We start from the raw sequence: 23,452 nt of genomic DNA, 5'->3' as shown, positions 1-23,452 counted from the left end.
ACACCGGAACCACGCAGCAACGCCCGCAGAACGCGCCGGCATACGCCTCACACCAAGAAGATCGGCACGGCTCCGGGGCTGTGGGCGGAGACCAGCACGAGAAACACCACGGCATCGAATAACAGGTGCACCACGACGACGTAGGTGAGCGAGCGGGTGCGCATGAAGATGAAACCTTGCACCAGCGCGAAGGGGATGGTCAGGACCGGCCCCCACGCCTGGTAACCAAGCTCCCACAGAAATGACACGAACACGACCGCCTGCAGCACATTGGCTGTCGCGTCTGGCATGTGGCGTCGAAGCAGAGCGAAGCACGTGCAGATGAAGAACAGCTCGTCCCAAATTCCCACGGCGCCAACCCCAACAAATAACCGCGCGATGAGGTCGGGGGTATCAACGACCGGCCAGTTGGCGTACACGCCGGAGGTCACGAAATAGAACGGCAACAAAAGCCATCCGAGCACCAAGACCGCCGCAAGCCACCCCCAGTGCAACGCTCCCCAGCGCCCGCCGCCGCGCCACGGAAATCGAATCGCTCGGTCGCGGTACGCAAACCGCGAGATCAGATACGGAACCACCACCGCACCACCCAGCGCCGCCGTGAATCGCGCCATGGAGAGGTTGTCGAGCTCCGCTTTCAGATCAATCAGGCTGACGATGCCCATGCCGATCGCGATCAGCGACAGATCACGCGTGAGGCTCGGCGCCCGCACTCCCCTGGTTCCGCCGCCAGCAAAGGGAGGCACCCCAGACAACACCAGCCCCACGAACAGCAACGCCCAGGCCACGACAGGCTGCCGAGCCACGAAGAAAGCTGGCGCCGCGGCGCACACGAAGGCGGCCGGAACCACGGCGGCGGGAATCAGGGCAGAGAGGGTGCTCGCCCCGCTCCGCCCAGACATTAGCGGGCCTTGCGAACGTATGTCAGATCGCGAATGTCACGGCCGACCCGCAAGCCCTTCTTTTCAAACGCGGTGAGGATGCGGCCGTCAAAACGCTCGGCCCACTCCCCCTCAAACCCACGCTCGAAGTCGGGCTCGGCGTCAAGCACCTCGACCATCTGATCGGCGTAATCCTGCCAGTCTGTCGCCAGGCGCAGCGTTCCGCCGTCTTTCAGCGCGCGGGCAACCAGCGAGCCAAAACCGGGGCGCACCAGACGACGCTTGGCGTGGCGCTTCTTGTGCCACGGGTCGGAGAAGAACACCCAAATCTCAGACACCGAGCCTTCTGGCAGCAGGTGCTCCAGCACCTCGGGGGCATTCGCCTCAATCACGCGAACGTTGGAGAGGCCCGCCGTGTTGGCATCGAGCATGGTGCGCGCGAGGCCGGCACGGAACACCTCGACGGCGAGAAAATTGCGCTCCGGTGCTTGGGTGGCGGCGTGGATGATCGCGTGCCCCTGGCCCGATCCGATCTCCACAACCAACTCCGCCTCGCGACCGAAAAACTCGGCCGGGTTCAGACGCTGATCCGGGTGAACGCTCGTCGCCGCGGCATCGCGCTCGACCGGAAACATGTAGGTGTCGCTCAGCGTCTCCCAGGCCGCCTCCTGGCCGTCTGACATGCGGCCAGATCGGCGCACAAAAGAGACGGGTTCATCACGAAAGCGGCGTTCGGGAGCATCAGACACCACACCAGGCTACGAGAGCGCCGGGCAACGCGCGAACTCACACACCGCCGACGCGCGAGGCCTCACCACAGAAGCACAACGACACACCACCGAAGCGCCGCACCCGAGCGAGGCTACTGCGGCGCCGTCACGTAGTCGATGAGCTCTTCGACACGGCCAAGCAACGAGGGTTCGAGGTCACGAAACGTCGTGACGCGGCTCAAGATGCGCTGCCACGCCGCCGCAATGTCGGCCTGGTCAGCATGCGGCCACCCGAACGCCTGGCAAATCCCCACTTTGAATTCGATGCCACGCGGAATCTGCGGCCAGGCGGCGATACCCATCGCCTTCGGCGTCACGGTCTGCCACACATCGATGTACGGGTGGCCGACAAACTTCAGATACTTGCCGTGCGGCCCGCGCATGAACTGCTCGACAATGCGCGTTTCTTTGGAACCCGGAACCAGGTGGTCAACGAGAATGCCGTATCGCGTCGTCGCGTTGGGTGGGGTGTCACGCAACACGTCCTCCAGCAGATCAATGCCCTGCAGGTACTCGACGACAACGCCCTCGGCCCGCAGGTCGGCGCCCCACACCTTCTCCACGAGTTCCGCGTCGTGGCGACCCTCAACGAGAATGCGGCTCGGCAGCGCGGTGCGCGCCCGCTGATCTTGAGCGACAAACGAGCCAGAGGCAGTACGCCTGGTCGGTTGACGAGTCGCCGCGGCTGCGGGCGCTACGAGCTCAACGGGCTTGCCGTCAACCAAAAACCCGTGCCCGAGCGCAAACAGCCGACGCCTGCCGAGGCGGTCTTCTAGTTCGACTTCGCGGGCCGTGGTCTTGGTGACGGCGCCGCAGTAACCGTCATCGGCGACTTCGACCACGAGGTCAATCTCGGCCGGGACGCGCGAAATCTTCGGCCGCCCCTGTTGCCGCCACCCAGCGGCGAGCACGTCCGATCCGTACCGATCATCCATGGCAACACTCCTTCTCCATGGCAAAACTCCATCAGCAAACCCTACGGCGGCGCGTCTGATTTTGAACGCAGGCGTCACGACGTGCCGCGCACATCTGGTTCCGGAACCAGAGAATTGGCTGGATTGTCGAAGTGACGTACGCGAAGTGGCTGTTTTCCTGGGGGCGCGCCCCCTAGAGTATGGATCGTGACAGTGATGCGTTTGCAGCAATCGCCGGTTACGAGGGGGAAGGGGATATTCGCCCTCGTGCTCACGGCGGTGTTGACGTGTGCAGGTGTGGGCGTGGCAACGGCCGCTCACGCCGTTGATCCTGGCGGCCTGACCGGTTCTGGGTACGTACACGATGACGCCGATGCGCTCACGAACGCCGAAGAGCAGCAGATCAACGATCGTCTCGAAGAGCTACGCACCGAAACGAACGCCGAACTATTCGTGCTCTACGTCGACGAATTCACCAATCCGTCTGACCCGGAGGCGTGGACGAACGAGGTGGCGAGCAACAGCGGCATGGGTCCGACCCAATACCTGCTGGCGATTGCCGTTGACGGTCGCACCATGTACCTCTCGGGCGACTCGACCGGTCCCCTCAGCGAAGACCAAATTGTCTCCGCAGAGAACGCGGCCATCGACGCGCTTCGCGTCGACGACTGGGCGGGCGCCCCCGTCGCTACGGCCGACGACATGACCGCCTCCATCTCGGGTGAAGTGCCTGCCGAGCCGGGCACGCCCACGGAGTCGGCCGCACCCGCCGACTACTCCTGGCTGCTCTACGCCGTTCTCGGCGTGGCCGTCATCGCCCTCATCTTCTACTTCCTGCAGCGACGCAAGAAGAAACAGCAGTCTCTCGCGGGCGGCGCACCATCGCTTGCCGAGCTGGAACGCGCCGCTGGTTCCGCTCTCGTGCAAACGGATGATGCCGTCAAGACCAGCACCGACGAGCTCGGTTTTGCCCGCGCCCAGTTTGGTGACGAGGCCACCGCCGAATACGAAAAGGTGGTCGCCGCGGCTAAGCAGCGCCTCGATGAGTCGTTTGCGATCAAGCAGCAGCTGGATGACGATGTTCCCGATAGCGATGAGCAGAAAATCGCGTGGAACCAACAGATTATTCAGATGCTGAACGAAGCGAACGGCTGGCTCGATGAAAAGGCCGCTGCCTTTGACGAGCTTCGTGGCCTCGAACAGAACGCTCCCGCCGCGTTGCAGGCTGTGACGGCGGAACGCGACAAGCGTCGCGGCGAGCACGACGCAGCGATCGCGACCTGGCAGCAGCTGGAGCGGGCGTATGCGGCGACCGCCCTCGATGCCATTGATCAAAACGTCTCCGAAGCACAATTGCGTCTGCAGTTTGCGAACGAGCAAATCGCTCATGCAACGGCGGCCATTGCCGAGGGCAATACCGCCGCCGCCGCTGTCGCCATTCGGGCGGCGGAGGATGCCGCGACGCAGGCCGGTCAGCTGCACGGCGCCATCCAGACGATGGCAGCCAACCTCGAGGATGCAGCGCAGCGTAGCACCGCGCTCATTGCGGAGCTGCAGGGCGACATCATCACCGCTCAGGCTCTCCCCGACACCGACGGACGCATCGCGCAGGTCGTTGCTTCGACATCCGCTCAAATCTCGGCCGCGCAGTCGGCGCTCGCGCAAGCGCAAGCGAACCCCGTGCAAGCAGTTGAACTGCTAGAAACAGCCAACAACGCCATCGACAGCGTCGTTAAAGATGTCCGCGATGCGCAGGCACGCGCGGAGCGCGCTCGCCGCCAACTGTCGGACGCAATCATGAGCGCTCAGGCGCAGGTATCGGCGGCGGCAGATTTCATCGCCACGCGCCGCGGTGCGATCGGCGCCACCGCCCGCACCCGTGTGGCGGAGGCCGAGGCATCCCTCAACCGGGCACGTAGCCTGCAGTCCGCTGACCCGGAACGCGCACTCAGCGACGCGCAACGTTCGATGCAGCTCGCAAACGACGCCATGAACGCTGCCCAGCAAGACGTCGGCATGTTCAACCAGCCGACCTACGGTGGGGGCGGCGGCAACAACGACGTGCTCAGCGCCGTTTTGGGCGGTATCGTGCTCAACCAGGTGTTCGGTGGCGGCAGTCGCGGCGGCGGCGGAGGCGGCTTCGGAGGCGGCTTCAGCGGCGGACGCAGCGGCGGGTTCCGCTCCGGTAGCTTCGGCGGCGGCGGCACCCGATCCCGACGCGGCGGCGGCCGTTTCTAAGACTTCAACTCCAAACTTCAGAACCACTCCAGGAAGGAAAACCGATGGCTAAGCAGTCCATTTTCGGTCGTATCTCAACGCTTGTTCGAGCGAACATCAACGCGCTCCTCGACTCTGCCGAGGACCCGCAGAAGATGCTCGACCAGCTCGTGCGCGACTACACCAACAGCATCGCCGACGCGGAGTCGGCCATCGCCGAGACGATCGGCAACCTGCGCCTGCTTGAGCGCGACCACGCAGAAGACGTGAAGGCCGCAGGCGAATGGGGTAACAAGGCCCTGGCCGCAAGCCGCAAGGCAGACGAACTGCGCGGCATTGGTCACACCACCGACGCTGACAAGTTCGACAACCTTGCCAAGATCGCGCTGCAGCGCCAGATCAGCGCCGAGGGCGAGGCCAAGCAGGCCGAGCCGACGATTGCCTCGCAGACTGAGGTCGTTGACAAGCTCAAGGACGGCCTCAACGGCATGAAGGTCAAGCTCGAGCAGCTCAAGAGCAAGCGCTCGGAGCTGCTGGCTCGCGCGAAGACTGCCGAAGCGCAGTCGCGCGTGCACGACGCCGTCAAGTCGATCGACGTACTCGACCCGACGAGCGACCTCGGTCGCTTCGAGGAGAAGGTGCGTCGTCAGGAGGCCATCGCTCAGGGCAAGCAAGAAATTGCCGCTTCGTCCCTTGACATGCAGTTCAACGAGCTCGAAGACATGGGCGAGCTGACCGAGGTTGAGGCACGTCTTGCCGCGCTTAAGCAGGGCGGACAGAGCGCCATCACCGAGTAATCTCGATTGATTCAGACGGGGGCGTCGGCAGTGGCCGGCGCCCCCGTCGCGTTTCACAAAGGTCCCCGTTCCCCTGCCACACCCCCGCCAGCGGTGAGAAGATGAGAACATGACCCGCTTTGTGATTGTTCCGCAGTGGCAGGGATCCCCCTCGCCTCGCGCCATGGCGTTGGCCGATGGCGCTGAAGCTATCGCCGGCGACCTGCCGCGCTCCGCGGTCGTGCATGTTGGCGTGCCGATTGAAGCTGGTGAGTCGCTCGACAGCGGCGTGCTGCGAGCGAGTTCGCTACAGAAAGTTCGTCGCGATATCGCCGACGCGTTGGTGTCAGAAACCGATCGATGCATCCTCATCGGCGGCGACTGCAGTATTGCCGTCGCCGGCATCGATCATGTCGCGCACCCCGATCTCGCGGTGATCTGGTTCGATGCTCATGCCGACCTCAACTCCCCCGCATCGTCGCCGTCGGGCGCTTTTGCCGGCATGGCAGCAAGGGCTCTGCTCGGCGAGGTTCCGCCGGAGCTGGCCTTGACGGCACAGCCGCTCGTACCGCAACGACTTTTCGTCGCAGGCACCCGCGCGCTCGACGACGATGAGGCCGCCTTTGTCGAGCAGTCGGCAGTGGCCCTGTTTTCGGTCGACGCGTTGCGCAATCCTGCGGCCCTTGTCGACGCGGTGCGCGCCAGCGGTGCCACCAGGGTGTACATCCACATCGACCTTGATGTGCTTGATCCGGCCTTCGTCACCGGCGTGCAAAACCCTATGCCGTTCGGTATGGATCCCGCCGAGCTCACCGCCACCATCTCGGCGCTGCGTGAGGCTTTTGACCTCGCCGGGGCATCGCTTGCGGGATTCGCGCCGTCATCACCCGCGGCCGCCGTCGAAGACCTCGGAACCATTTTGCGCATCATCGGAGCGCTGGCCTCGGCATGACAATTCACGAGCCAACGACCCTCGCACACGATGCCGAACAGGCGGTCATCAAGGGGCGTCGCATCGACCGCCTCATTCCGCCATTTCTGCTTGACTCACCGATCAGCCGCCTGGGCTATTGGTGGGGCACCGCCGTCGGCATGACGTGGGGCTTTGTCTGGAGTCGCGGAACCATCACCCAAGACGAGGGGTTGTGGATCTTCCGTGGGCTGCCAGCGTGGGCTTTCCCCCGCGGCGGTGTCTGTGTCGGTCGGTGCTTTCTCACCGGCCCCGCGGTTCCGTCGGCCGCTGTACTCAAGCACGAGCGGGTACACATGCGGCAATGGCAGCGCTACGGCTTCTTGATGCCGCTGCTGTACACCTTGGCAGGCAGAAACGCGCTCACCAATCGATTTGAGATCGAAGCGGGGCTAGAAGACGGCAACTATTTGCCGCGGCATCACCGCGAGTGAATGCGGTCGGCGCCGACGCTGAGGCCAACCTCGAGATGACGGCGCACGTGCTCGGCTGAGGCTTCGTTCAGCAGGTAAATACGGTTGGTGTTGTCTGCGGTGCAGAGCATTTCGCCCGCCCATGCCAGCGCGGCACGGCCGGCGAGCTCGCCGCTGGCGGCACCACGAACCGAGCGATCAAGCCACGTGACGGTCATGCGCGGCGGCAGATCGATGTGCGTGATTTGCGAGGCGTCAGCCACCTCGATGAACACGCGCCCGGTTGCGCACATGGGCAACGTCGCGGCGAGCATCTCGAGCTCGAGCAATGACCGCTCGTCGGCGGTGACCAAAACCTGAACGCGCGCCGCTCGAGCGGCTGCACGGCGAGAAACGCGGCGGATTTGGTTCGTCATAGCAGTATCAGTATACCCAAAGATAGGTATGCCTTACCTCACTCGGCGAAATTGCCAACCGCAACCGCCTGCGCCGCGGTTCAGAGCGTGATTCGAGACCCGCGATTGATCAGAACCTCGCTCAGGCCCGCAATTTCGTCGTCGCTCAGACCATTCGCTCGCAGGTAGTCGGTCGGCGAGCCAAATCGTCGCGTGAGGTCGGCCAGCAGACCCTGCATGACCCCGGCGGGCGACTGCGTTGCGAGCTCTTCAATGTTCTTCGCCTCGGGATGCACCCTGCGCACCAGGTCAATCACGGCGCGGTTCCGTTCGGCGGGCAGCAGCGCCTCGGTGCGGGCGTAGTCGGCCACGATGGCACGCTCGTCGACGCCCGCCGCGGCCAGGGTCAGCGCCACCGTGACACCGGTTCGATCTTTACCGACCGTGCAGTGCACGAGCACCGGCTGATCTGCCAGCACCCCACGAACAACCTCGAGCACGCGATCGGCCGAGTCGTCCACCAACGTGCGATACATATCTGCCAGGCCAAGATTCTCACTGAAGAAGGAGGCGACGGAACCAACAAAGAGCGGAACGCGCTGAATGGGCACGTCTCCCGGGCGGCTGGGCTGGTGGTGCACCTCTTCGTCATCACGAAGGTCAAGGATGCGCTTCAACCGCAATGATGCGAGGTCGGCCTCACCCTCGTGCGTGACCGTGGCGAGGTTGCCAGAGCGAAACAGCACGCCGTAGCGGGTCTCGTGCTCCGCAGCCGGAAGCCCGCCAATGTCACGAAAGTTAATGGTGCCGCGAACGAGTGATTCTGTCATGATGTCTTGGGCAGTACGGGGTAGCGGCCAGCGATGGCGACTCGGTTGAAGGCGTTAATCGACACCGCAGCCCACGACAGCGCAGCGTACTCCTTCTCGGTAAAAACGGAACCAACCAGGTTGTATACGTCGTCTGGCACGCCGCCCTCGTGAATGTAGGCGTATGCCTCCGCCAGTTCGAGAGCGGCACACTCACGCTCCGAGAAGACCCCGGACTCTCGCCACACGGCGACCTGTCCGATCTCGTCTGCGGTAATTCCGGCTTCCAGCGCCTTCTCAACGTGAATGCGCACACAGAACGCGCAACCGTTGATCTGCGAGGTGTGAAGCATCAGCAATTCTTTGACGCGTTCCTCGATGCCATTGTCTGCACAAATCTGCGTGACCGTGTTCGAGAACGCGGCGAGCGCCTGGTACGCGGACGGTTCAGTCTTTGAGAGGTGCACACGAGTCTCTGCCATAAACCAACTCTACGACGCTCCCGCCCAGCGTGGCTGATTTGATGGTTCCATCACCGCGAATTTCAATATGACAAGCCAAATCAGAAAATCTTCTCAGTTTTGCTAAGGCGCATGCCTTTGTTTCTGTGCATATTGATCTCCGATTTCCGCAGGCATCGAAATCGGGTCGATAATTCAATCGATCCTATTACCGCCCCGAAAGGCACACTGTGACGATCGATGCAGTGAATGAGTTTTCGTTTCTCGCTGGCCAAGCGCACGCGCTCGGTGTTGAGGCTCCTGCGTCTGTGACGCGAGTCTCGGTTGCGGCCCACGGTGGCCGCACCATCAGCGCTCTGAAGTACACCGACGACGAGCCTGTCGTCACATTGCTGCATGGCGCCGGTCTCAACGCGCACACGTGGGATTCCACGGTCATCGCGATGGGGCTTCCTGCTCTCGCCATTGACCTTCCCGGTCACGGCGATAGCTCGTGGCGCGCCGATGCCAGTTACACCCCCGATAACCTCGCCGATGATGTGATCCTCGCGATTGAAGCACTCACGTCGCGCCCACAGATCCTGGTCGGCCACTCATTGGGTGGCCTCACCGCGGCCGCCATTGCCTCGCGTCGCCCTGACCTCGTCGAGCGCGTCGTGTTCGTCGACATCGTGCCAGCGCTTGACCCCAAGATCGGCCCGGCAGAGCTTCGCGCCTTCTATTCACGGCAAGACTTCGCCACCCGCGATGAGGTCGTTGACTACGCCATGAGTTTCGGCATGGGCAGCGACCGAGCAGGAACCGCGCGCGGCGTGCTGTTTAACACCCGCGTGCGTGAGGATGGCCGCGTGGAGTGGAAGCATCACTTCGCGCAGCTTGCCCTCGCGATTCTGCCCGAAGGCGCGGCAGAAGGAACACTCGTGCAGAACGAGCGCGCGTGGCAGAACGTCGAGTCGATCGGCGCGCCGGTCACGCTGGTGCGTGGTAGCCGCGGCTACATCGATGAGCCCGCCCTCGCCACCTTCACGCACCGAGTGCCGGAGGCAACCGTCATCACGGTTGACGCTGGGCACAACGTGCAAGAGACCCAGCCTGTTGCGCTGGCCGCCATCATCACGGCCAGCTCCGAAACCGAATAAACCCGCGCGGGGTCACGTTGATGCGTGTCAAACCCTCGCCCCAGCCCCGTCATACACATACCCTTATGTCCGGAAAGGACTGACATGTTCCGTCGCACCGCAGTGGTCGCCGGCCTCGCCGCTGTCGCAATCGCGCTCAGCGCCTGCGCACCGTCATCGAACAACGAGCCCTCCCCCTCAACCACCAGTGCCGCAGCCACGGGCTCGCCCGTTGCCGACGGCGAACTTGTTGTTGGTCTGGTGCTCGAACCCGACAACCTCGACATCCGCCACACCTCTGGTGCCGCGCTCGAGCAGATTCTCGTCGACAACATTTACCAGGGTCTCGTGACCCGCGACGAGAGCAACGAAATTGTTCCGGCTCTCGCCACCGACTACACGGTCTCCCCCGACGGCCTGACCTACACCTTTACGCTGCAGGAGGGTGTCGTCTTTCACGGCGGCCAGCCGCTGACCTCGGCCGACGTTGTCGCGTCGTACACCGCGGTGCAAACCGACCCGACCGTCATCGGCAACCGCGACTTCGCCAACGTGGCAAGCGTCACCGCCCCCGATGCCGCAACCGTCGTCATTACGCTGACCGAACCCGACATCAACTTCTTGTTTACGCTGACGACGCCCGCTGGCCTCGTGTTCTCGGCTGGCGACACGACCGACCTGAAGACGGCCGCCAACGGTACCGGTCCGTTCATCTTCGACTCGTGGAAGCGCAAAGACAGCATCAAGTTCACGCGCAACGACGCATACTGGGGCGACGCCGCATCACTTGCCGAGGTTACCTTCGTCTACATTCCTGACTTCACGGCCGGCGTGAATGCCGCAACCACGGGCGATCTCGACGTCCTTACCGCCGTTGACGCAAACCTCGCCGTCAACTTCGAGGGCACCGACTTCATCATCACTGAGGGCAAGACCACCGACAAGGCGACGCTCGCGTTCAACAACAAGAAGGCGCCGCTGGACAACATCAAGGTGCGCGAGGCGCTGCGCATGGCGATCAACCACGAGGCTGTCATCACGGCCGTCGGCTCGGGTGTTGAAGAGTTCGGTCCGATCCCGGAGCTTGACCCCGGGTACGAAGACCTCTCCGATGTGGTTTCTTACGACCCCGAGGGTGCGAAGAAGCTGCTCGAAGAAGCCGGTGTGAAGGATCTCGAACTGACCCTCACGATTCCGTCGTTCTACGGCACCACGGTCACGAAGCAACTGGTCTCTGACTTCAACGCCGTCGGCGTCACCCTGAAGATCGAGAACGTCGAGTTTCCGACGTGGCTGAACGATGTGTACACCAACCACGACTACGACCTGAGCTTCGTGCTGCACGTCGAGCCGCGCGACTTCAGCAACTGGGCAAACCCGGAGTACTACTTCGGCTACGACAACGCAAAGGTGCAGGAGCTCTACGCCGACGCGCTTGCCACCACTGACGCTGACGAATCAGACAAGCTGCTCGCCGAGGCTGCGCGCCTGGTTTCTGAAGACCACGCCGCCGACTGGCTGTACACCGGAACCACGCTGACGGCTCACCTTCCGAAGGTCTCCGGCTTCCCCGTCAACTCCGTCAACTCCCGCATCAACCTGGCTGACGTCGCGATCATCGAGTGATCCGATACATCCTGACGCGATCAGTCCTCCTCATCGGAGGACTGATCGTGGCGTCCCTGCTGATCTTCCTGGCGTTGCGGGTACTGCCCGGCGATGTCGCTCAGGTGATCGCTGGAACGCAGGGAACACCCGAGCAGGTCGCGCAGCTGCGCGAACAGCTCGGTCTCAATGAACCATTGCCGGTGCAGTATTTCAGCTGGATCGGCGGCGTCGTCACGGGCGATATGGGCACCTCGATCATCACCAACACGCGCGTGGTTGACGAGCTGGCAGAAAAGGCGGAGGTCACGATTCCGCTGGGGCTAATGGCGATGGCCGTTGCCCTCATCATTGCCGTGCCGCTCGGCATCCTGTCGGCAATTCGTCGCAACAAGGTCAGCGGAACCGCGCTGAACGTTGGTGCGCAGGGTATCGCCGCTGTGCCGGTGATTTGGGCGGGCATGGTGCTCATCCTGATCTTCTCGCTCTGGCTCGGCTGGTTCCGCGCCCAGGGATTTCCGCGTGACGGATGGGAGGAGCCGGGCGAAGCGTTCATGGCGCTCGTGCTCCCAGCCGTCACCATCGGCATTGTGGAGGGTGCCGTGCTGATGCGATTCGTGCGCAGCGCCACCCTCGACGCGGTGGGCCGAGACTTCGTGCGCACGGCGGCCGCGAAGGGTCTGACGCGCACGCAGGCACTGTTGCGTCACGGCCTTCCCAGCGTTGGCCTGTCGATCATTACGGTGCTGGGTCTTCAGGTTGCCGGCATCGTGGTCGGTGCGGTCGTGATCGAAAAGCTCTTCAATCTGCCCGGCATCGGGCGCATGCTCATCGACGACGTCGGCGCGCGCGATTTGCCGCTCGTGCAGGGCGAGCTGCTGGTGCTGACCGCGGTGGTGCTGTTGATCGGGTTTGCCGTCGACATCATTCACCGCATTTTGGACCCACGACTTCGGGAGGCCGCAGAGTGAGCACCAAACGCGCCGGCTGGTTCCGCCCGCTCTGGCACTCAGCGACCGGCAAATTCGGCATCATTGTGATCGCCGTCGTCGTGCTGACGGCCATCGTTTCGTTGTTCTGGACCCCGTTCTCACCCGAACAAGCCAACGTCGACGATCGCTGGCTCGGGCCGGGCTGGCCCCATCTGCTGGGAACAGACAACGGTGGCCGAGACATGCTGACGCACATCATGCTCGGTGCGCGCACCACCGTGGTGGTCGCCGTCGGCGCCGCCGTCATTTCCACCATCATCGGCATCGCGCTCGCGTGCCTTGCGACCCTCACCACCCGCCTTGTGCGCGAAGCGATGGCAACGCTGATCGATGTGCTGCTGGCCTTTCCGGTGCTCATCATCGCAGCCATGCTCGCCTCCATTGCCGGACAGTCGCTGTGGGTCGTGGTGTTCGCGGTGGGCATCGGATTCGGGGTCAACATGGCCCGCGTGACGCGGCCCGAGCTACGCCGCGTGCTTTCCAGTGACTTCGTGCTCGCGGGCAAGGCAGCCGGCCTCACCACGGCACAGAATGTGTGGCGGCATGTGCTCCCCAACATTGCGCCGGTCTACATTGTGCAATTGTCGTGGTCGATGGGTGTTGCCGTGCTCGCCGAAGCGGGCCTGAGCTACATCGGCTTCGGCGCATCGGCCAACGACCCGTCGTGGGGGCGCCTGCTCTCCGAAACGCAAGCGTTCATCAATGTGCACCCGCTCGCCGTGATCTGGCCGGGCCTTGCGATCTCGCTCACGGTGCTCGCCCTCAACCTGCTCGGAGACAAGCTGCGTGAGACGACCGACCCCACGCTCAGCCGCCGCATGGTCAAGTCCATGCCCGCCCCGATGCCGACGGTGACCGCATGAGCCTGGTCGTCTCCAATCTGCACGTCGCGATCGACGGTAAAACCGTCATCGAAGACATCAGTTTTTCCGTTCCCGACGGTGCCCGCGTCGGCCTGATCGGTGAATCCGGCTCCGGCAAGTCGCTCACGGCGCTCGCCATTCTCGGACTGCTGCCCGATGGTTCCACTGTCTCCGGCAGCATCACGTGGAACGGCGTGGAACTGATCGGCATGCCCGACCGCAAGCTCGCCGAGTTGCGCGGTGACGAAATCGGCATCGTGTTTCAAGAACCGCAGACGGCGCTGAACCCGATTCGAACGCTCGGGCGTCAGATCGCCGAATCGATCCGCATTCATGAAAACGTGACCCGCGCCGAGGCGAAAACTCGCGCGATTGCCGAGGCCGCGCGCGTGAAGCTCCCCGACCCGGAGCGCATCGTGAAGCGATATCCGCATCAGGTTTCTGGCGGTCAGCGGCAACGCGCCGCCATCGCCATGGCGCTGGCGTGCCGCCCCAAGCTACTCATCGCCGACGAGCCGACAACGGCGCTCGACGTGACCATTCAGGCCGACATTTTGACGCTGCTGCGCTCCCTCGTCACCGACGACGGCATGTCGCTGGTGTTCATCACCCACGACCTCGCCGTGCTGAGCCAGGTGGCAACCCACGCTGTTGTGCTGGAGCACGGCCGCGTGATCGAGCAGGGGCCACTCACCACGCTGCTCACCGCACCGAAGTCACCGATTACGCAGGGACTGCTGCGCGATGCGCAGGCAACCCTGTGGCGGGCGCCGGAAACCCCAGAATCGACGGGAGCTGACGCATGACGATCGTCGCCAAGGATCTGGTTCGTCGCTACGCCCGCGCCAAAGAGACTCCGTTTGAGAAGCGCACCTACACCACGGCGCTGGACGGCGTTGACTTCTTTGCCGACGACGGCGAGGCGGTCGGCATTATCGGCGAATCGGGATCGGGCAAATCGACGCTGGTTCGGCTGCTGCTCGCGCTGGATACCCCGACCAGCGGAACCATTGAGATTGGTGGGCGCAGCGTTGACGCCCGCAAGTCGGCACGCAGTCTGCACTGGCTACGGCGCGAGACCGGAATCGTCTTTCAAGACCCCTACGCTTCGCTGGACCCGCGCATGTCCATCGGACGCGCGATCGCCGAGCCGCTGTGGGCGCTGGGCATTGAGGGCGATCACCGTGCCCGGGTTGCCGAGGTTCTGCAAGACGTTGACCTCGAGCCCGATATGGCCTCGCGCTTTCCGCACGAATTCTCCGGCGGCCAGCGCCAACGCATCGCGATCGCCCGCGCGCTCGCCCACAAGCCGTCAATTCTGGTCGGCGACGAGCCGTTGTCGGCGCTGGATGTGACGGTGCGCGCACAGATTCTCGACGTGCTGCGGAACCTGTTGGCGCGCGACAACATGACGATGCTGTTCGTCTCGCACGATATTGGCGTGGTGCAGGCGCTGTGCGATTCGGTTGTCGTGATGAAAGACGGCGCCATCGTCGAACGAGGCGCGGTCTCGGAGGTGCTGCAGCACCCGCGTGAGGCCTACACGAAGCGCCTCCTTGCTGCGATCCCCACCATCAACACCGCCCCGTAGCGCGCATCTCCAGCGAAACACATTCTGGTCGGCGAGAAACATGGCGGTGCGCTGTGTTTCGCCGACCAAAGTGTGTTTCGCGGGGCCGCGCGGGGGCGCTGCGCGCCGGGCGGCCGCGCGGGGGCGCTGCGCGCCGGGGGGCGGGCTTAACGGGGGTGCTTGCGGGGCTTGGGGAGCTCTTTTTGCAGGATGATGGTTCCGAGCCAGCGATCAAACTTGAAGCCCACGCGACCCATCCGCCCCACCTCGACGAAGCCGAGCTTTTCGTGCAGGGCGATCGACGCTTCGGCACCCTTATCGCTGATGACCGCGAGGATTTGGCGGATTCCGGCGGCCTCGCCGCGCGCAATAAGCTCCGTGAGCAGCGCTCGACCGATGCCCTTGCCGCTGGCGCTTGGACCGAGATAGATCGAGTTCTCGGTGGTGAAGCGGTAGGCAGACTTGGGTCGCCACTGCGACAGCAGCGCGTAGCCGAGCACCTGATTGCTGGGTGACACGGCGACGATGAAGGGCAGCCCGAGCTTGGTGAGGTGCGCGAACTTCTCCTTGAACTGCTTGAGCGTCCACGTTGACTCGTCAAAGGTGACCGAGGAGTTGGTGACGTAGTAGTTGTAGATTTCGCGCACCGCAGGCAGGTCGGCTGCAACGGCATCGCGAATCGAAAAAGCGAACTCCTCCGGCGCCGGTGTGGGCTGCAGATGGCGCGGCAGCTTACGTGGCTTGAGGTATTCGTCAGGCTTCATCGGGTGCCTCCACTCGCCAGTCGATGGGTTCGCTACCCTGCTCTCGCAGCAGCTCATTGACCGCAGAAAAAGGCCTGGAACCAAAGAACCCGCGCGATGCTGACAGCGGTGAGGGGTGGGCGGACACCACCGCCGGCGTCTGTCCGAGCCATCCACGAAGGTTCTCCGCGTCTTTGCCCCACAACACCGCGACCAGCGGTTGATCACGCGCCGCCAGAACGCGAATAGCGTGCTCGGTGACGCGTTCCCAGCCCCATTTACGGTGCGAGCCTGCGGCGCCCGCGCCAACGGTGAGCACGCGGTTCAGCAGCATGACGCCCTGATCTGCCCATGCCGACAGGTCGCCGTGGCTGGCGGGCGCAATGCCAAGGTCAGCCTGCAGTTCTTTGTAAATATTGCTGAGGCTACGCGGCAACGGTCGAACGTCGCGGTCAACCGCAAACGACAGCCCGATCGCGTGACCGGGTGTTGGGTAGGGGTCTTGACCGACGATGAGCACACGCACGTCCCTCAGGGGGCGACGGAACGCGCGCAGCACGTTGTCGGCAGCGGGCAATACGGTCGCTCCGGCATCGCGTTCTGCCTGTACGCGCGCAGTCACCGCGGCCAGATCCGCGGCGACGGGGGCGAACGCCTCCGCCCAGCCTGCATCGATGGTTCCGTCAGCCACCAGCTGATCGAGCGTCGTCACGTTACAGTCGAGGCTTCAGTTCGCCGCGAATCAGAACATGCTGGGCCGCCTGCGCGACGGGGCGCATGGTGATGAGGTCGAGGTTGACGTGCCCGGGGGCGTTCAACGCGTAGTTGATCACGCCGGCGACGTCGCTCGCCACCAGGGGTGCCACGACACCGTCATAGGTTGCCTCGACAGCCTCCGTGTTGCCGCGATTGCGGTTGAGGGTGAACTCCTCGGTGAAGACCATGCCCGGCGCGATCTCAGTGACACGCAGCGGTTCGCCTGCCAGCTCAAGGCGCAACGCCTTGACGAGCATCGACTCCCCCGCCTTCGCGGCGTTGTAGCCTGCGCCGCCCGGATAGGCGGTCTGCGCGGCCGTCGAGGTAACAAACGCCAGGTCGGCGTGGCCGCCGGTGAGCGTGGCCCGACGCAGCAGCGGCAACAACGCCGCGACCAGGCGCTGCGTGCCCATCACATTCGCCTGAAACATCCACTCCCAGTCATCGGTGCGCGCGTCTTCGATGCGCTCGGTGCCTGCCGCGCCGCCAGCCACCTGCACTAGCGCATCCGTGGTTCCGGTGCTTTCCAAGTACTGCGCCAGCGCGTCAACATCTGCCTGCTTGGTGAGGTCGGCGGCAAAGACGGCGGCGCCGGTCTCCGCTGCTACGTCGGCCAGACGGTCGGCGCGGCGGGCCACGCCAACAACGTCCCACCCCGCCTCGCGAAGGGCCACAACCGTCGCCCTCCCGATACCCGAACTTGCACCCGTTACAACAGCACGCCTCGTCATGCCTCCACGCTACAAGGTGCATGCGTCGAGCGTGTTACGTAACATGTCCCGCAAGTTGGCGGGCATGGGGTAGCGCTTTAGCCTCTTCTCAGCGGCTCCGGTTGCCGCCCGACAACACAAGGAGTCCTCATGTCTGCACCCGAGAACTGGCGTTTTGAGACCAAGCAGATCCACGCTGGCGCCGCACCCGACCCTGTCACCAAGGCTCGCGCCACCCCGATTTACCAGACCACGTCGTACGTGTTCGACAACACCGACCACGCCGCGAACCTGTTCGCGCTGGCAGAGTTTGGCAACATCTACACCCGCATTCAGAACCCGACGCAGGATGTTGCAGAGCAGCGCATCGCGGCGCTCGAAGGCGGAACCGGAGCGCTCCTTGTCGCATCGGGTCAAGCCGCAGCCACGTTCGCCATTCTGAACATCGCCGGCGAGGGCGACCACATCGTTTCGTCGAGCTCGATCTACGGCGGAACGTACAACCTGTTCAAGTACACGCTCGGCAAACTCGGCATCAGCGTGACGTTCGTCGAGAACCAGGACGACCTCGGCGAATGGCGCGCGGCCGTTCAGCCGAACACCAAGCTGTTCTTCGGTGAGACGATCGGCAACCCCAAGATCAACGTGTTCGACATCAGCGGTGTTGCTGACGTAGCCCACGAAAACGGCATTCCGCTGATCGTCGACAACACGATTGCAACGCCGTTCCTGATCAAGCCGTTCGAATTCGGTGCCGACATTGTGATTCACTCGGCGACGAAGTTCCTCGGCGGCCACGGCACGGTTATCGGTGGGGCCATCGTCGATGGCGGACGCTTTGCCTGGTCGGAGAACGTCGACAAGTTCCCGGGCCTCACGGTTCCGGACCCGTCCTACAACGGCGCCAGCTACACCGCCGCCGTCGGCGATGGGCTGGCCTACATCATCAAGGCCCGCGTGCAGCTGCTGCGCGATCTTGGTGCCGCCATCGCGCCAGCGAGCGCATGGCAGCTCATTCAGGGCATCGAGACCCTCTCGCTGCGCATCGAGCGCCACGTGCAGAACGCACAGGAGATCGCGGAATGGCTCGACAACCACCCCGATGTCGCGGCCGTCAACTACTCGGGCCTGCCGTCGTCGCCGTGGTACGCCGCCGCCAACAAGTACGCCCCCAAGGGTGTCGGCGCGGTGCTGTCGTTCGAGCTCAAGGGCGGCGTTGACGCCGGCCGCGCGTTCGTCAACAACCTCACACTGTTCAGCCACCTCGCCAACATCGGTGACGTACGCTCGCTCGTGATTCACCCGGCTTCGACCACGCACTCGCAGCTCACTCCCGAGCAGCAGCTGACCGCCGGTGTCACGCCCGGCCTGGTGCGCCTGTCGGTTGGTCTCGAGAACATCGACGACATCAAGGCCGATCTGGAGGCCGGCCTCGCCGCCGCTCGCGTACAGATCGAGCAGACGCGCGTCTAATACTGCGCCGTATGGGGGTGGGAGTGGCTTCGGCCGCTCCCACCCCTTTGCCGTACCTGCGGTGTCGCGCCGCACCCGTGGTTCCGTGCCCCTGGTTCCGGTGCTCCGCCCCTGGTTTTGACCCTGCTGCACCCCTGGTTCCGGCGCTACCGCACCCCTGGTTCCGGCGCTACCGCACCCCTGGTTCCGACGCTCCCGCCCCCCTGGAATATCGGTTATGCACGAGGGGTTCCGTGTTGTGCACGAGCAAACCGCGCTCAAGGCCGAAAAACACGGCGTGTCGCGCCGATCACGCCGTTTGCTCGTGCATAACAGGCTTGATCTCGTGCACAACAGAACGCCCATCGTGCAGAACAGAGCGTGGCTCGTGCGTCACGCTGGGCGTCATAGTTCGTTGCCGGGGCAAGAAACCGGACAGAATGGAACCATGGATTGGCAGGTCTCGGAAGACACGGTGCCGTCGGCTCCCGTCACGGAGGCCGACGCTCGCTCGCTCCTGGGCCGCCCGCCGGCGACCGGCGCGTGGCGCGACGGTGATCCGGCCGGTGATCGCCACTTCGCGACGTTTGGCGCGTTCCGCACCGAATCGGGTGGACAACTCCCCTCATTCCGTCTCGCGTACGAGACCTGGGGCACGCTGAACCCCGAGCGCGACAACGCGATCCTCATTCTGCACGCGCTGACGGGCGATTCGCACGTGCGTGGCGCTGCCAGCCGTGCGCACCCCACCGCCGGATGGTGGGAAGACATCGTTGGCCCCGGCGCCGCCATCGACACCGACAAGTACTTCGTCATTGCGCCGAACATTCTGGGCGGCTGCCAGGGTTCCACCGGCCCGTCGAGCATTGCCCCTGACGGCTACGAGTGGGCCTCACGCTTTCCCTACCTGACGATTCGCGATCAGGTCGCAGCGCAGCGGCTGCTTGCCGATCACCTCGAAATTGACCGATTCTTCGCCATCATTGGTGGCTCCATGGGCGGCATGCACGCCCTCGAATGGGCCGTGACCACCCCCGAACGGGTCGCTCGCCTTGCGGTGCTCTCGTCGCCCCCGCTGAACACAGCCGACCAGATCGCGCTCAACTCCGTGCAGCTCGAAGCCATCGCTATCGACCCCCACTTCAGCGCCGGTGAATACTACGACGCCGGCGATGGCGAGGGCCCACACCGCGGGCTCGCCCTCGCCCGACGCATGGCACTGCTGAACTATCGCAGCCCCTCAGAACTCAACCAGCGGTTCCAGCGCTCCTGGCAGTCCCCGGTGTCGCCATTCGGACTCGGCGGCCGATTCGCGGTCGAGAGTTACCTCGACTTTCACGGCAACAAATTCACCCGCCGCTTCGACGCCAACAGCTACGTCATTCTCGTCGGCGCGATGGACTCACATGATGTCGGCCGAGACCGCGGCGGTGTCGAAGACGCCCTCGCCCGAGTCACGGCAACCACCCTCGTGCTCGGCATCGACAGCGACCGGCTCTTCCCGGTTGACGGTCAGCACCGCATCGCCAAGGGCATCCCCCACACGCTCGACGGCAACCAGGCGGTCGTGATCTCCAGCGACTTCGGCCACGACGGGTTCCTGATCGAACACGAAGCCGTCAGCACCCACCTGCGACGACTGCTCGCGGCCTGACATCCATCCGCGAGCTACTCAGCCTCGTTGAGATAGCTCCACGGCAACGCCCCCGCCTCCACACGGTGACGCGCACCGCGCTCACCCGGCCGATCAGCGTCGTACTCATAGTCGCCCTGCCACAGCAAAACCGTGTGGTCTCCGCGCTTGCGCATGCGGGTCGCGTACTGTCGCGGCTCTCTGCTTCGCAACAGTTCCTCCCACCCCGTAAGCGCGGAACCACAACTCGCGACAGCGGTGAGTGTCACGAACGTCGGCGGGTACAGGGTCGCGAGGCCGTCAGCGTGGCGTTGCAGCATATCGGCTGGGCGAATCCACACCCACTCGGCGACTTCGTCGGCAGACGGAACCAAGGTGCCGGTCGCAGAGAGGGCCACGAAAAACCAGGTTCGGATGCGCACCTTCGTTGAGGTGGGCGGCTCCCACTTGGAGATGTGCACGAGGTCGGCCGGAGCAACATCGAGCCCGACCTCTTCGCGCGTTTCGCGAACCGCCGCGACCCGCAGTTCGTCAAGCTCGGATCCGCCTTCGACCGCGTCTTCCGGGTCGACCTTGCCGCCCGGAAACACCCACGCTCCGGCGAAGCTGCCGCGTTCGGGGCGTCGGAGCATGAGAATCTCGGGCCCGTCTGCACCGTCCCTGGCAACCACCACGGTTGCCGCCCGTGCCGTGATCGGAACATCGGCGGGCGCCTCACCGCTCGCGGAGGTCTGCGTCATGAACGTGCGAAGCGCGTCGGCTCCGGGAGCGGCGTCAGTCATTCCTCAACGGTACCGAGGTTGATGGCCGACGGCACCTCCGCCACCGGTCCGACCCGCACACAACCTATTCAGCGCCGTCGAGCGCCTGTTCCAGCCGCTCGAGCTTGGCGTCAATTTCGCCTGAGTATCCGGGGCGAATATCGGCCTTGATGACCAGCGAGACGCGCGAGCCGAATGGTTCCACCGCCGCCGTTGCCCGCTTTACGACGTCAAAGACCTCGTCCCACTCCCCCTCGATTTCGGTGAACATGCTGGAGGTGCGGTTGGGCAGGCCAGACTCGCGCACCACGCGCACGGCGGCGGCAACGGCGTCGTGAACGGAACCATCGGCACGGCCGGTGCCGGAGGGAGCGACAGAGAAAGCAAGAAGCATGACTGAAGCCTTTCGTTTCAGGGGTGTGGGGGTGCGTCCGACGATACCTGCGCCAGCGTCGTGATGGGCACCGGGTGCCGAATCGCAAGCTTGGCAACCCGGGCGGTGGCGGCCAGCATCAGCACAACCAACAGCAGGTTTCGGATCGTGATGATGGTGATCACCACAACGTCGGTCTGGAGGAACAGGTCGTAAAACAGCGGGTAGATGAGGTGCGTGCAGGCCGCGATGATCACGGCCGAGACCGCATACGGCAGCGCGCGCCGACGATCCCACACCAGCCACAGCACGACCGGTGCGATCAGCCAAGTCTGAAATTGGGGCGAGCCCACCTTGTTGAACACGATGAACGCCATCACGGCGGCCATCGCCAGCGGCGGCATGAGCTCGCGCGCCGAGACGCCTCGCTGATGTGCGATCAACCCGAGCGCGGCGAGCGCAACAGCCGCGATCAGCAGCAGCGGGGTGAGAATGTCGGCGAGAAACGCGACGCCGTTGCCTGCGACTTGAAAGGTGATGAGGTCATAGTCGTACTCGATTCCGGCGCCGTCGACGCCGGCAATCGCGCTCCACAGAAACGGCGTTGCAAACACCGCCTCGGCTTGAAGCCCGCGCGAGGACTGCATGGACAAGAAGCCGAAGAGAAAACTGATGCCGCCGCCCAGCGCGACAATGCCGACAACGACCGCGCTCACGACCAGCGTGCCCTCAACGATGCGCCGCTTGCTGTTCAGCGCTGCAAAGGCGGCCGCCAAGATCGCCCCCGTCCAGATCTTCATCCACGCGGCCATCGCCAACAACGATGACGCCAACACCGGGTGCGAGCGGATGAGCAGCACACCAGCCACCGCAAACGGCACCGTCACCGCATCAAGTCGATACAGCGCGATGGGGCCAAGCGCCACCAGAAAGACAATCCAAAAGATCGCCGCCGCCCGCCGCGAGCGCGATCGCCCACCGCCGACCAGCAAATAGAAGGCCGCGGCGTCAAACAGAAAGACGACGAAAATCCACGCCCACTGATACCCGAGCAACGGAGTAAACAGCTGCGCCAAGATCATCGGCATCAGCGCGAGCGGCGGATAGACCCACGGCTCGGTCACCCCCACGATGCCCTGACCGCGAATCGCGTACGCCGACCACGGCTCGTACACATTGGTCACGTCATTGCGCGGCGCGTTGGGCTCCACCCACCCAAGCCACGCGACCAGAATATGCGCGGCAATAAACAACGCCCACAGCGCGGCAGCCCACGCCCATCCAGACCGACGGGTCACTCCGCTCCTCCGCACAGAACCTCGGCAACCGCCAGCGGAACCATCTCGGCAACGTCCATCGCCACAATCGGATGCGGGGTGACGGAACCATGGGTTGCGGCGAGCGCGCCGGCTCGCGAGTGTAAGAACACCGCTGTCGCGGCGCACAACGCCAGCTCATCGAAACCGGCAGGCCGCCGCTGTGCAATCACCGAGCCGATCATGCCGGCCAGCACATCGCCGGTGCCCGCCGTCGACAACCACGGCGTCTCCACCGTGATCGACCACACCTCGGCCTGGTCATCTGCGCGGTGCGGTGCGGCAACCAGCGTGCGCGACCTTTTCAGCACGATAACGGCGCCGAGCGCCGCCGACACCGTCGCGACGTCCACGGCATTGTCACCGGTGAGACCGATCTCGTTCGCTCGCGCAACGCGAGCGAATTCGCCCGCATGCGGGGTCATCACGGTCGGCGCGTGCGGCACGGCAACAAGTTCCAGGGCTCCGGCGTCGGCAACCACCGGCACGCTCCCCGCTAACAGCTCCGTGGTTCCGGCCGCCTCAGCATCCGCGATGGTTTGACCCGAGCCAATCACCCAGGCATCGCACCGCTCGCCCGTGGTGACCGTCTCCGGTCGTCGCGCGAGCACCAACGCGCTGGCATCGCCGCGGTACCGCACGAGACCGGCGCCAGCGCGCCATGCCCCCTCAACGCCGAGCACCGCCGCACCGGGATACGTCACCGATCCCGTGCGCAGGCCGACGACGCCGCGCGAATACTTGTCATCGGCCGCCGTTGCGGCCCGAAGCACGGCGTGCGCATTCTGCACACCGAAGGGCACGACCCGCACGGAGGGGGTGGCGTGAGCGTCACCATGGGTCTGAGCCATGGCACAACGCTACCGCGCGTGATGCCGGAGGCACGGCTACCGCGCGTGATGCCGCAGGTAGACGCGGGGGCGAGCGAGATTACTCCCGCTCGCCCGCGTCCCT

Annotated in this window: 25 protein-coding genes; 12 read left to right on the top strand and 13 right to left on the bottom strand. The window is 64.4% G+C overall.

Annotated elements, in window-relative coordinates; translation table 11 throughout:
* Window positions 1-47 precede the first annotated feature (47 nt).
* The 3 genes from FVP60_RS07690 to FVP60_RS07680 form a co-directional block, all read right to left on the bottom strand.
* Entirely contained in the window at window positions 48-902 is an 855-nt protein-coding gene (locus tag FVP60_RS07690; RefSeq protein WP_147825693.1) for a CPBP family intramembrane glutamic endopeptidase, read from the bottom strand.
* Window positions 902-1,564 carry a tRNA (guanosine(46)-N7)-methyltransferase TrmB gene (trmB, locus tag FVP60_RS07685; RefSeq protein ID WP_147826000.1) on the bottom strand — a complete coding sequence of 221 codons (663 nt, stop codon included), beginning with the start codon at window positions 1,562-1,564 and terminating at the stop codon, window positions 902-904. Before trmB ends, FVP60_RS07690 begins: the two co-directional genes overlap by 1 nt.
* A 179-nt stretch (window positions 1,565-1,743) precedes the next feature.
* Entirely contained in the window at window positions 1,744-2,586 is an 843-nt protein-coding gene (locus FVP60_RS07680) for a DUF3097 domain-containing protein (RefSeq protein WP_147825692.1), read from the bottom strand.
* A 282-nt stretch (window positions 2,587-2,868) separates the two neighbouring features.
* On the opposite strand from FVP60_RS07680, the gene FVP60_RS07675 reads away from it, so the two are divergent.
* From FVP60_RS07675 to FVP60_RS07655, 4 genes are all read left to right on the top strand, one after another.
* On the top strand, window positions 2,869-4,803 hold the full coding sequence (locus FVP60_RS07675; RefSeq protein WP_187240605.1) for a TPM domain-containing protein: 1,935 nt from the start codon (window positions 2,869-2,871) through the stop codon (window positions 4,801-4,803).
* 44 nt (window positions 4,804-4,847) lie between these two features.
* Window positions 4,848-5,579 (top strand): PspA/IM30 family protein, encoded by a 732-nt coding sequence (locus tag FVP60_RS07665; RefSeq protein ID WP_147825690.1) that lies wholly within the window; start codon window positions 4,848-4,850, stop codon window positions 5,577-5,579.
* A 109-nt stretch (window positions 5,580-5,688) separates the two neighbouring features.
* Window positions 5,689-6,510 (top strand): arginase family protein, encoded by an 822-nt coding sequence (locus FVP60_RS07660; protein WP_147825689.1) that lies wholly within the window; start codon window positions 5,689-5,691, stop codon window positions 6,508-6,510.
* Complete coding sequence (locus FVP60_RS07655) at window positions 6,507-6,962, top strand: Fe-S oxidoreductase (RefSeq protein WP_147825688.1); 456 nt, start codon at window positions 6,507-6,509, stop codon at window positions 6,960-6,962. Before FVP60_RS07660 ends, FVP60_RS07655 begins: the two co-directional genes overlap by 4 nt.
* Here the strand turns inward: FVP60_RS07655 and FVP60_RS07650 are convergent.
* The 3 genes from FVP60_RS07650 to FVP60_RS07640 all read right to left on the bottom strand — a co-directional run bounded on the left by FVP60_RS07650 (window position 6,950) and on the right by FVP60_RS07640 (window position 8,627).
* Window positions 6,950-7,357: an SIP domain-containing protein gene (locus FVP60_RS07650; RefSeq protein WP_147825687.1), complete on the bottom strand. Its 408-nt coding sequence runs from the start codon at window positions 7,355-7,357 to the stop codon at window positions 6,950-6,952. The two genes, FVP60_RS07655 and FVP60_RS07650, sit on opposite strands and share 13 nt — an antisense overlap.
* A gap of 80 nt (window positions 7,358-7,437) precedes the next feature.
* Complete coding sequence (locus FVP60_RS07645) at window positions 7,438-8,166, bottom strand: tyrosine-protein phosphatase (RefSeq protein WP_147825686.1); 729 nt, start codon at window positions 8,164-8,166, stop codon at window positions 7,438-7,440.
* On the bottom strand, window positions 8,163-8,627 hold the full coding sequence (locus tag FVP60_RS07640; RefSeq protein ID WP_147825685.1) for a carboxymuconolactone decarboxylase family protein: 465 nt from the start codon (window positions 8,625-8,627) through the stop codon (window positions 8,163-8,165). Before FVP60_RS07640 ends, FVP60_RS07645 begins: the two co-directional genes overlap by 4 nt.
* Window positions 8,628-8,836: 209 nt before the next feature.
* Here FVP60_RS07640 and FVP60_RS07635 point away from each other — a divergent pair, with 209 nt between their 5' ends.
* The 6 genes from FVP60_RS07635 (at window position 8,837) to FVP60_RS07610 (ending at window position 14,775) form a co-directional block, all read left to right on the top strand.
* Entirely contained in the window at window positions 8,837-9,745 is a 909-nt protein-coding gene (locus tag FVP60_RS07635) for an alpha/beta fold hydrolase (protein ID WP_246132520.1), read from the top strand.
* Between the two features lie 84 nt (window positions 9,746-9,829).
* Window positions 9,830-11,350 (top strand): ABC transporter substrate-binding protein, encoded by a 1,521-nt coding sequence (locus FVP60_RS07630; protein ID WP_147825684.1) that lies wholly within the window; start codon window positions 9,830-9,832, stop codon window positions 11,348-11,350.
* Window positions 11,347-12,300: an ABC transporter permease gene (locus FVP60_RS07625; RefSeq protein WP_147825683.1), complete on the top strand. Its 954-nt coding sequence runs from the start codon at window positions 11,347-11,349 to the stop codon at window positions 12,298-12,300. Before FVP60_RS07630 ends, FVP60_RS07625 begins: the two co-directional genes overlap by 4 nt.
* A complete protein-coding gene (locus FVP60_RS07620) occupies window positions 12,297-13,184 on the top strand; it encodes an ABC transporter permease (RefSeq protein WP_147825682.1) in 888 nt (295 codons plus the stop codon). The genes FVP60_RS07625 and FVP60_RS07620 overlap by 4 nt, the downstream gene beginning before the upstream one ends.
* Window positions 13,181-13,990: an ATP-binding cassette domain-containing protein gene (locus FVP60_RS07615; protein ID WP_147825681.1), complete on the top strand. Its 810-nt coding sequence runs from the start codon at window positions 13,181-13,183 to the stop codon at window positions 13,988-13,990. Before FVP60_RS07620 ends, FVP60_RS07615 begins: the two co-directional genes overlap by 4 nt.
* Window positions 13,987-14,775, top strand: a complete 789-nt coding sequence (locus tag FVP60_RS07610) for an ABC transporter ATP-binding protein (RefSeq protein WP_147825680.1) — start codon at window positions 13,987-13,989, stop codon at window positions 14,773-14,775. Before FVP60_RS07615 ends, FVP60_RS07610 begins: the two co-directional genes overlap by 4 nt.
* Before the next feature lie 146 nt (window positions 14,776-14,921).
* Here FVP60_RS07610 and FVP60_RS07605 read toward each other — a convergent pair whose 3' ends face one another.
* Genes FVP60_RS07605 through FVP60_RS07595 form a run of 3 tightly spaced genes read right to left on the bottom strand, consistent with a single transcriptional unit; the run spans window position 14,922 to window position 16,984 of the window.
* Window positions 14,922-15,518 (bottom strand): GNAT family N-acetyltransferase, encoded by a 597-nt coding sequence (locus FVP60_RS07605; protein WP_147825679.1) that lies wholly within the window; start codon window positions 15,516-15,518, stop codon window positions 14,922-14,924.
* Window positions 15,508-16,209, bottom strand: a complete 702-nt coding sequence (locus tag FVP60_RS07600; RefSeq protein ID WP_147825678.1) for a uracil-DNA glycosylase — start codon at window positions 16,207-16,209, stop codon at window positions 15,508-15,510. Before FVP60_RS07600 ends, FVP60_RS07605 begins: the two co-directional genes overlap by 11 nt.
* A 1-nt stretch (window position 16,210) precedes the next feature.
* Window positions 16,211-16,984: an SDR family oxidoreductase gene (locus FVP60_RS07595; protein ID WP_147825677.1), complete on the bottom strand. Its 774-nt coding sequence runs from the start codon at window positions 16,982-16,984 to the stop codon at window positions 16,211-16,213.
* 129 nt (window positions 16,985-17,113) lie between these two features.
* Here FVP60_RS07595 and FVP60_RS07590 point away from each other — a divergent pair, with 129 nt between their 5' ends.
* The gene (locus FVP60_RS07590; RefSeq protein ID WP_147825676.1) at window positions 17,114-18,436 is read left to right on the top strand and encodes a bifunctional o-acetylhomoserine/o-acetylserine sulfhydrylase; all 1,323 of its coding nucleotides are present in this window, start codon (window positions 17,114-17,116) and stop codon (window positions 18,434-18,436) included.
* A 427-nt stretch (window positions 18,437-18,863) separates the two neighbouring features.
* Window positions 18,864-20,069 (top strand): homoserine O-acetyltransferase MetX, encoded by a 1,206-nt coding sequence (gene metX / locus FVP60_RS07585; RefSeq protein WP_147825675.1) that lies wholly within the window; start codon window positions 18,864-18,866, stop codon window positions 20,067-20,069.
* A 14-nt stretch (window positions 20,070-20,083) separates the two neighbouring features.
* On the opposite strand, the gene FVP60_RS07580 is transcribed toward metX, so the two are convergent.
* The 4 genes from FVP60_RS07580 to FVP60_RS07565 form a co-directional block, all read right to left on the bottom strand.
* A complete protein-coding gene (locus tag FVP60_RS07580) occupies window positions 20,084-20,830 on the bottom strand; it encodes an NUDIX hydrolase (protein WP_246132519.1) in 747 nt (248 codons plus the stop codon).
* 64 nt (window positions 20,831-20,894) lie between these two features.
* On the bottom strand, window positions 20,895-21,203 hold the full coding sequence (locus FVP60_RS07575) for a thiamine-binding protein (RefSeq protein ID WP_147825674.1): 309 nt from the start codon (window positions 21,201-21,203) through the stop codon (window positions 20,895-20,897).
* A gap of 17 nt (window positions 21,204-21,220) precedes the next feature.
* Window positions 21,221-22,480 carry a DUF2029 domain-containing protein gene (locus FVP60_RS07570; protein ID WP_147825673.1) on the bottom strand — a complete coding sequence of 420 codons (1,260 nt, stop codon included), beginning with the start codon at window positions 22,478-22,480 and terminating at the stop codon, window positions 21,221-21,223.
* Window positions 22,477-23,349, bottom strand: a complete 873-nt coding sequence (locus FVP60_RS07565) for an ADP-dependent NAD(P)H-hydrate dehydratase (protein WP_147825672.1) — start codon at window positions 23,347-23,349, stop codon at window positions 22,477-22,479. Before FVP60_RS07565 ends, FVP60_RS07570 begins: the two co-directional genes overlap by 4 nt.
* Between the last annotated feature and the right edge of the window lie 103 nt (window positions 23,350-23,452).

This window comes from Microbacterium mitrae (genome assembly GCF_008017445.1).
Lineage (GTDB): Bacteria > Actinomycetota > Actinomycetes > Actinomycetales > Microbacteriaceae > Microbacterium > Microbacterium mitrae.
This window is presented reverse-complemented; position numbering and strand designations above follow the sequence as displayed.

Coding starts and splice junctions, on each gene's coding strand:
- FVP60_RS07565 (WP_147825672.1), bottom strand. CDS start 23,349: ATGGCTCAGACCCATGGTGACGCTCACGCCACCCCCTCCGTGCGGGTC.
- FVP60_RS07640 (WP_147825685.1), bottom strand. CDS start 8,627: ATGGCAGAGACTCGTGTGCACCTCTCAAAGACTGAACCGTCCGCGTAC.
- FVP60_RS07610 (WP_147825680.1), top strand. CDS start 13,987: ATGACGATCGTCGCCAAGGATCTGGTTCGTCGCTACGCCCGCGCCAAA.
- FVP60_RS07665 (WP_147825690.1), top strand. CDS start 4,848: ATGGCTAAGCAGTCCATTTTCGGTCGTATCTCAACGCTTGTTCGAGCG.
- trmB (WP_147826000.1), bottom strand. CDS start 1,564: ATGTCAGACGGCCAGGAGGCGGCCTGGGAGACGCTGAGCGACACCTAC.
- FVP60_RS07650 (WP_147825687.1), bottom strand. CDS start 7,357: ATGACGAACCAAATCCGCCGCGTTTCTCGCCGTGCAGCCGCTCGAGCG.
- FVP60_RS07605 (WP_147825679.1), bottom strand. CDS start 15,518: ATGAAGCCTGACGAATACCTCAAGCCACGTAAGCTGCCGCGCCATCTG.
- FVP60_RS07680 (WP_147825692.1), bottom strand. CDS start 2,586: ATGGATGATCGGTACGGATCGGACGTGCTCGCCGCTGGGTGGCGGCAA.
- FVP60_RS07615 (WP_147825681.1), top strand. CDS start 13,181: ATGAGCCTGGTCGTCTCCAATCTGCACGTCGCGATCGACGGTAAAACC.
- FVP60_RS07590 (WP_147825676.1), top strand. CDS start 17,114: ATGTCTGCACCCGAGAACTGGCGTTTTGAGACCAAGCAGATCCACGCT.
- FVP60_RS07655 (WP_147825688.1), top strand. CDS start 6,507: ATGACAATTCACGAGCCAACGACCCTCGCACACGATGCCGAACAGGCG.
- FVP60_RS07580 (WP_246132519.1), bottom strand. CDS start 20,830: ATGACTGACGCCGCTCCCGGAGCCGACGCGCTTCGCACGTTCATGACG.
- metX (WP_147825675.1), top strand. CDS start 18,864: ATGGATTGGCAGGTCTCGGAAGACACGGTGCCGTCGGCTCCCGTCACG.
- FVP60_RS07660 (WP_147825689.1), top strand. CDS start 5,689: ATGACCCGCTTTGTGATTGTTCCGCAGTGGCAGGGATCCCCCTCGCCT.
- FVP60_RS07645 (WP_147825686.1), bottom strand. CDS start 8,166: ATGACAGAATCACTCGTTCGCGGCACCATTAACTTTCGTGACATTGGC.
- FVP60_RS07575 (WP_147825674.1), bottom strand. CDS start 21,203: ATGCTTCTTGCTTTCTCTGTCGCTCCCTCCGGCACCGGCCGTGCCGAT.
- FVP60_RS07690 (WP_147825693.1), bottom strand. CDS start 902: ATGTCTGGGCGGAGCGGGGCGAGCACCCTCTCTGCCCTGATTCCCGCC.
- FVP60_RS07630 (WP_147825684.1), top strand. CDS start 9,830: ATGTTCCGTCGCACCGCAGTGGTCGCCGGCCTCGCCGCTGTCGCAATC.
- FVP60_RS07595 (WP_147825677.1), bottom strand. CDS start 16,984: ATGACGAGGCGTGCTGTTGTAACGGGTGCAAGTTCGGGTATCGGGAGG.